The sequence below is a fragment of the Neisseria sp. 20925_1_37 genome, assembly GCF_041433255.1.
GTDB classification, from domain to species: Bacteria; Pseudomonadota; Gammaproteobacteria; order Burkholderiales; family Neisseriaceae; genus Neisseria; species Neisseria flavescens_D.
Genome location: NZ_JAPWBC010000022.1, coordinates 1 through 8,019, shown reverse-complemented (window position 1 = coordinate 8,019; position 8,019 = coordinate 1). Strand labels below are relative to the sequence as shown.

Genomic DNA, 8,019 nt, shown 5'->3' with positions numbered 1-8,019 from the left:
CAGACGGTAAGAACGCTAAAGCCAACGTTAAAGACAACGGCAACGGTACTCACACTGTAACCATCACTGATGGCGAAGGTAACACCACTACTACCATCGTTAAAGACGGTAAGAATACTGAAGCCAACGTTGAAGACAACGGTAACGGTACTCACACTGTAACCATCAAAGACGGTAACGGTAACACCACTACTACCATCGTTAAAGACGGTGCAACTGGCGCTACCGGTGCAACTGGTGCCGACGGTAAGAACGCTGAAGCTAAAGTTGAAACTACAGGCAAAGGCGAACATACTGTAACCATCAAAGACGGTAACGGTAATACCACTACCACCATTATTAGAGATGGTAAAGATGGTAAAAATGCTGATGGCAAGTTCGGTCTGGTTGACGAGACTGGTACTACTGACGGCTCTATCTCCAAAGAACTGAATAACACTATTCAGATTAAAGGTGATGCGGGTACTAAAGTTCAAGTATTTGACAAAGAAACCGGTAAGACTTCAGAGAAAGAAGTTCAAAACATCTTCGTTAAGAAAGACGGCGATGCGCTGAAAGTCAGCTTGAACCCTAATCTGACCGTTAACAGTGTTACTACTAACGAACTGAAAGCAGGTCCTGTAACCATCAACCAAGGTGGTATCGATGCCGGCAACACTACTATTAAAAATGTTGCTCCAGGTAAGAACGGTACTGATGCGGTTAACGTTGACCAGCTGAACCAAAAATTCGGCGATGTGAACAGCAATGTGAACAAGGTTGACAACAATGCCCGCGCAGGTGTGGCTCAAGCTTTGGCTACCGCCGGTCTGCCACAAGCTTACTTGCCAGGTAAGAGCATGCTGGCTATCGGTGGCGGTCACTACCGCGGTGAAACCGGTTACGCTGTCGGCTTCTCTAGCATCTCCGATGGTGGTAACTGGATCATCAAAGGTACTGCTTCCGGCAACTCACGTGGTCACTTCGGTGCTACCGCAGCAGTTGGTTACCAATGGTAATCTGACTTTCAGACGGCCTGAAAAGGTCGTCTGAAAAGACGAAGCAAAGTAAATGCGGCCTATTTAGGCCGCATTTTTTTATGCTTAGATTATGTTTTGGGTTGATTCGATGAATTAATCGTAATAGTAGCCAAAGAGAAATGAATATATCTTTAGCAGTCTGTTGTAATTTTAAAGGCCGTCTGAAACATCATTGGATGCTTCAGACGGCCTTTCTTTTATTCGCACTATATGGCATTAATCCCAAATATTTGCGCGTTCGACTTCTTTCCATGCGTCTAAAATCAGGCTGCCGTCGTTGTCTTTCAGCAAAGTAGCATCTGAGAGCATACGGCGCCAAGTGCGGGCATTTTTTAGGCCGTGCATCAGGCCTAGGGCATGGCGGACGATATGGCGTAGGATGGTGCCGCGTCCTAAGGCGATTTGTTCGCGGCTGTATGCGTATAGCCAAGCTGCTAAATCTGCGTATTGGATTGGTGCGTGTGCGCCGTTGTAAAACATTGTATCCCAATCGCGCATCAGCATTGGATTGTGATAAGCCTCGCGCCCGATCATGACACCATCGACAAATTTTAAGTGTTCGGCGATTTCTTCGTTGGTGGTGATGCCGCCGTTAATCAAAATTTCTAAGTCTGGAAATTCTTGTTTTAAACGGTACACGTATTCATATTTGAGAGGTGGGACTTCGCGGTTTTCTTTCGGGGATAAACCGTCCAACCAGGCATTACGCGCATGGACGATAAATGTGCGGCAGGCTGTTTTTTCGTGTAATGTTCCCACAAAATCTGCCACGACTTGATATTCTGTTTGCCTGTCTACACCGATGCGGTGTTTGACCGTTACCGGAATTTCAACTGCATCCTGCATCGCATTCAAACAATCTGCCACCAAATCTACATCATTCATCAGGCAAGCGCCGAAAGCGCCTTTTTGTACGCGTGGGCTGGGGCAGCCGCAATTTAGGTTGACTTCATTATAGCCATACGCTTCAGCCGCTTTGGCAGCGATTGCCAAGTCATGCGGATCTGAGCCGCCAAGCTGTAAAGCTACCGGTTGCTCGCCTTCGTTGAAACTCAAAAAGCGGTCTTTATCTCCATAAACCACTGCGCCTGAATTGACCATTTCGCTATAAAGCCAAGCATTGCGTGTAATTTGTCGCGCCATAAAGCGATAGTGTCGGTCTGTCCAATCGAGCATAGGTGCGACAGACAAGCGGCGGGAAGGTAGGGAAGAAGCAGGCATTGAGATGACTTTCAAACAAAATAACGCATTATATAGTGTATTAAATTGACTTTCGATATCGGCCGGTAAATCAAAATTATATATAAGGTAGCACTGGGTGCAGCTGTGTTGTAGCTGAGGCTAAATCCATTCATAGTGGTGGAAATCCAATATTCAGACGGCCAAATAAGTTTTAAAATGTCAAACAACAAACCATTAGAATGATAAGGAAAAAAACATGGCACAATTTTTCGCCATCCATCCCGATAATCCCCAAGACCGCCTCATCAAGCAAGCCGCCGATATTGTCCGTAGTGGTGGCGTTATCGTTTACCCTACGGATTCCTGCTATGCGCTGGGCTGCAAACTGGGCGACAAAAACGCGATGGAGCGCATTCTCGCGATTCGTAAAATCGATCAAAAACACCATCTGACCCTGATGTGTGCCGATTTGAGCGAATTGGGTACTTACGCCAAAGTAGATAATGCCCAATTCCGCCAGCTCAAAGCAGCTACGCCCGGCAGTTATACCTTTATCCTGCAGGCAACCAAAGAAGTACCCAATCGCACGCTTCATCCCAAGCGCAAAACCATCGGTCTGCGTGTTCCCGACAACGCCACTGCCTTGGCGCTTTTGCAAGAATTGGGCGAACCTATTTTAAGTTGCACCCTTATGCTACCCGAAGACGAAGAGCCATTGACCGATCCATACGAAATCCGAGACCGTCTTGAGCATGCTGTTGATTTGGTTATTGATGGTGGCTGGTGTGGTACTGAGCCGACGACGGTTATCGATATGACCGATGGCACTGAGCTGATTCGTCAAGGCAAGGGCGATATTGCCGTATTCGGTTTGTAAAACCATCCGCGTCTGTATAAGTAGGGATATACGTATTCTTTCTATGACGTATTAAAAGCATATTGCCAATTTTATTGATAGTTTAAAAAACAAATTATTCAATTAAGCAATTGTTCAAAATCATTTCATCAAAGGCCGTCTGAAATTTTTCAGACGGCCTTTCCCATTTTTTTTTTAAAATAATTCATTTTAAATAAAATTCCGAGCAATTGGCACGATGCTTGCATGATTACCGTGATTGCTGATGACTTGTCGACGGAATACAACATTACGCTTATTAATAAAAACATTACTGGAGAACTTTTGATGATTGGTTTTTCTGTTCAAACGTCATGATTTTGTTTAAAAATTAAAGATAATCGGTTGATATTTTAGACTAGCGGATATTTTGTAAGTATGAAATACTATACCGTTGCGGGATAGTCAAAAGCCTAAATTTCGTCTCAAAGTGACAATAAACGTCAGCTTGAGATAAGCATTTTGCTGGGAAAACCCCGCATAAATTCTTAAAGTAGCGTCATGCTCATGCTCACGCTTTTACCTATCATAAAAAGAGAAAGACACACCTATGAATAAGATATTTAAAGTTGTTTGGAACCGTACGATTCAATCTTTTGTCGTAACTTCCGAATTGGCCAAAGGCCGTGTGAAATCGTCTGCAGAACAAAACAGTACAGATGTATCTGCCGAATCCGGTAAAAATGGTATCGCGACAGTTTTCAGATTGACAGTAATTTCGGCAGCTCTTTTTGGGGCAAGCAATGCATATGCGGCAACTGCTCAGGTTGGACGAATTGCAGTTGATAACACAACTAGTGCTACTGCGATCAGCGGTGCAACAGCAACAGGTGTTGGTGCATTAGGGGTAGGATTAACGGCACAAGCCAATCAAGGTAACGCTATTGCCATAGGTAATTCAGCCAAAGCTCAAGCTGGAAATACCATTGCCATCGGTAAAGATGCAGTGGCAAATTCTCCAGGTTCGGGTAGTGCGCCATCAAGTGCTATTGCACTTGGTGCAGACGCGAATGCAACCGGCTTTGGTACGATTGCTATTGGACGTGCATCTGAGGTTCTTTCCCCAAATATTATGAATGTGAATGTAACTCACAATAATATTGCTATTGGTAATACGGCTCGAGTAGGCGATTCAAATAGTCCTAAGATAACTCAGGCTATTGCTATTGGTTCAGGTAACCGTGTTGATCCACAGGGCAGACCTGAGGGTGCGTGGGCAAAGGGAGACCAATCTATTGCGGTTGGTGGTAATGTCTTGGCTAATGGTAATTCATCTGTTGCTATTGGTGGTGATGATTTAGATGCGGTAGGTGGTACTCGATATTCTGGCAATGCAACGGATAAATTCATCAAATATAATGAAAAAGGTGCAAAGACCGGTGAATATACGCTGAGCGGTAAAAGTCTGCGTGATATTTATAAAGAGATGACTGGTGATACGATGTATAGCGGTTCTTATGGTAATACTATTGCCGGTCAAGGTTCTGTTGCATTGGGTGTGCAGTCTAATTCATCTGCCGATTTGTCTCTGGCTATCGGTACCAAATCTCAGGCCACTGCCTTTGGTGGTGTAGCTTTGGGTACAGGTGCGAAGGCTACTTTGCTGAACTCTGTGGCTTTGGGTACGGCTTCTAAAACCGATAAAGAAGGTAAGGCATACGTTCAACGCGAAATCATGGGCGAAACCTACACTTGGGCAGGCGGTGCAACTACCGATGCCGGTGATGTTGTGTCTGTCGGTTCCAAAGGTTACGAACGTCAAATCATTAATGTATCCCCTGGCGATATTTCCGCTACTTCCACTGATGCGATCAACGGCTCACAGCTTTATGGTGTCTTGAATGCAATTGAGCGTGTCCGCTATTTCTCTGTTAAGTCAGAAGAAGGTAAAACTGACGGTACGAAAAACTGGAACAATGACGGTGCAAAAGCAACCAATTCGATTGCCATCGGACCGAATGCGGCAACAAGTACTGGTGCGACGGGTAGTGTTTCCTTGGGTCATAATGCCAACGTACTTGGCGAAGATTCTGTTGCTGTTGGTCCAAATGCAACGGTAACTTCGAGAACTGTTGGCGCTGTTGCCTTAGGCTCTAATGCCAATTCCCGCGGTACAGGTTCTATCGCCATAGGTTTGAATACAGAAAATAATTACAATTACTCTGTAGTCGTTGGTGCTCACAGTAGAGCCAACTATGGAAATGCAACCGTTGTCGGTGCAAGGGCAGCGGCACAAAATAACGGTACGGCAATGGGCTATTTGTCAAATGCAGTCGGTGATGATTCTGTTGCAATCGGTCATCAGGCGCAGACAACGCAAGCTTATTCTATTGCCATTGGTAAACAGGCAAACAGTTCAGGCCTTTATTCCACCGCTATTGGTTCCTCAGCCCAAGCTGCCGGGCAGAATAGTTTTGCCGGCGGTAATAATGCAAAAGCGACTGGAAGCGATTCAGTTGCTTTGGGTAATGGCGCGACGACTACGATCGGTAGCTCTGTTGCATTGGGTAATGGTGCTGTTGGCACTGCCAATAATTTTGATGCAACAGCTAAAAATGCAACATTCAAAAACGATAGCGGTGCGACAACTAATGTCAGCTATGCAGCTTCTTCATCTGCTAAAACAGGCGCGGTTTCTGTAGGCAGCGCAGGCAATGAACGCCAAATCCAGAATGTTGCCGCAGGCCGTATTTCCGCCACTTCAACCGATGCAGTCAATGGTAGCCAGCTGTACACCGTTATGAACAATGTTGGACACAATATCCAACAAAACGGTACAGACAAATCTCGTATCAATAACAACGGTACAGTCAACTACGCCGATGGCAACTTGACGACCGTTGCGGTCACCGATGGCGAGAATGCGTCAAAAGTTCAAATCAATGTCACTCAAGGCACATTGTCTGTCGATAATAATGGCACAGTGTCCGCACCGACTGCCGGTGTAGCGACTGCCGGTGATGTAGCCAATGCCATCAATAATGCCAAAACCACAACCAAGGTGGAGGCAGGCAGCAACGCGCACGTTAATAAAACAACTTCAGGCAAAGAAACCACTTATACCGTCAGCGCAGATAAAGCAACGGTACAAGTTTCCAATGCTTTGAATTTGACTTCCAATACTACAACTGCAGCCAATGGTGCAGTCACAACCGATTACAGCATCGACTTGGCGCAAGACACCAAAGACGACATCCAAAAAGGAGTGGACGCCAAAACCACCGTTGACACTAAAGGCCTGACCTTCAACGGCGACAGCGGCAGCACCAATATCGAAAAACTCGGCTCCACCGTGACCGTTGCCGGCGACGACAACATCACCACCGAAGCCCAAGACGATAAAGTGACGGTCAAGCTGAACAAAGACCTGGTTGTAGACAGCGTCAAAGCCGGCGATACCACCGTTAACAACGACGGTGTGAAAGTCGCAGGCGGTCCTAGCCTGACCAAGTCCGGTATCGATGCCGCCGGTAACAAAGTGACCAACGTAGCGAATGGCGACCTCAATGCCAACAGCAAAGACGCCGTTAACGGCAGCCAACTGTTTGCGACCAACCAAAACGTAGCCAACAACGCCGCCAATATCGCCAAAGGCATCAACTTCGGCGGTACCACCGGCAGCAACAACTACGCATTGGGCGACACCATCAATGTCAAAGGCGACAGCAACATCATCAGCGAAACCGTAGCTGGTGGTGCACAGCTGAAACTGGCCAAAGACATCACCGTCGACAGCGTTACCGCAGGCGACAGCAAACTGAATTCAGACGGCCTCACCATTACCGGTGGTCCAAGTGTGACCAAGTCAGGCATCGATGCCGCCGGCAACAAGATCACCAACGTAGCCGCCGGTACCGATGACGCCGACGCCGTCAACTACAGCCAGCTGAAACAGCAAAGCGCCGCCGCCCGTACCGAAGTTGCAGCCGGCACCAACATCAAAGACGTGGTGAAAACGACCGGCGCCAACGGCCAAGACATCTACACCGTCAACGCCAAAGGCACGACTGCGAGCGCCGGTTCGAACAAAGTGACCGTCACTGCTTCAGCAGCAGACGCGAACAACGTGACCGACTACAGCATCGACTTGGCACAAGACACCAAAGACGACATCCAAAAAGGTGTGGATGCCAAAACCACCGTTGACACCAAAGGCCTGACCTTCAACGGCGACAGCGGCAGCACCAATGTCGAAAAACTCGGTTCTACCGTGACCGTTGCCGGCGACGACAACATCACCACCGAAGCCCAAGACGATAAAGTGACCGTTAAGCTGAAAAAAGACCTGGTAGTGAACAGCGTCGAAGCCGGCGACACCACCGTGAACAACGACGGTGTGAAAGTAGGCGACGATGTTGCATTGACCCAAGACGGCGTTAAAGCAGGTGATGTCAAACTGACCAAAGACGGTTTGAACAACGCAGGTAACAAGATTACCAACGTAGCCGCCGGTACTGACGATACCGACGCCGTCAACTACGGTCAGCTGAAAGAGACCAACGCCAATGTGGCCAAAGGTCTGAACATTGCCGCCGACAACGGCAGCGACGACAACGTCCAACTGGGCGAAACCGTTGCCTACCGCAGCAGCGACCGCAACATCGTCACCACCGTGTCCGACAACCAGATTGACTTCAAACTGGCCAAAGACATCACCGTTGACAGCGTTACCGCAGGCGACAGCAAACTGAATTCAGACGGCCTCACCATCACAGGCGGCCCAAGTGTGACCAAGTCCGGCATCAATGCCGCCGGCAACAAGATTACCAACGTTGCCCCGGGTACCGATGACACCGACGCCGTCAACTACAGCCAGCTGAAACAGCAAAGCGCCGCCGCCCGTACCGAAGTTGCAGCCGGTACTAACATCAAAGACGTGGTGAAAACGACCGGTGCCAACGGCCAAGACATCTACACCGTCAA

Annotated in this window: 4 protein-coding genes; 3 read left to right on the top strand and 1 reads right to left on the bottom strand. The window is 47.8% G+C overall.

The features are described from left to right. Positions 1-998: YadA family autotransporter adhesin (locus O3661_RS10450; RefSeq protein WP_371493374.1), on the top strand; the 998-nt coding region annotated here is incomplete at its 5' end. A gap of 237 nt (positions 999-1,235) precedes the next feature. Here O3661_RS10450 and dusA read toward each other — a convergent pair. Next, positions 1,236-2,240, bottom strand: a complete 1,005-nt coding sequence (gene dusA, locus O3661_RS10445) for a tRNA dihydrouridine(20/20a) synthase DusA (protein ID WP_371493375.1) — start codon at positions 2,238-2,240, stop codon at positions 1,236-1,238. Positions 2,241-2,457: 217 nt separating this feature from the next. Between dusA and O3661_RS10440 the strand changes: the two genes are divergently transcribed. Beyond that, on the top strand, positions 2,458-3,078 hold the full coding sequence (locus O3661_RS10440) for an L-threonylcarbamoyladenylate synthase (protein ID WP_036491940.1): 621 nt from the start codon (positions 2,458-2,460) through the stop codon (positions 3,076-3,078). A 568-nt stretch (positions 3,079-3,646) separates the two neighbouring features. Then, positions 3,647-8,019: ESPR-type extended signal peptide-containing protein (locus O3661_RS10435; protein ID WP_371493372.1), on the top strand; the 4,373-nt coding region annotated here is incomplete at its 3' end.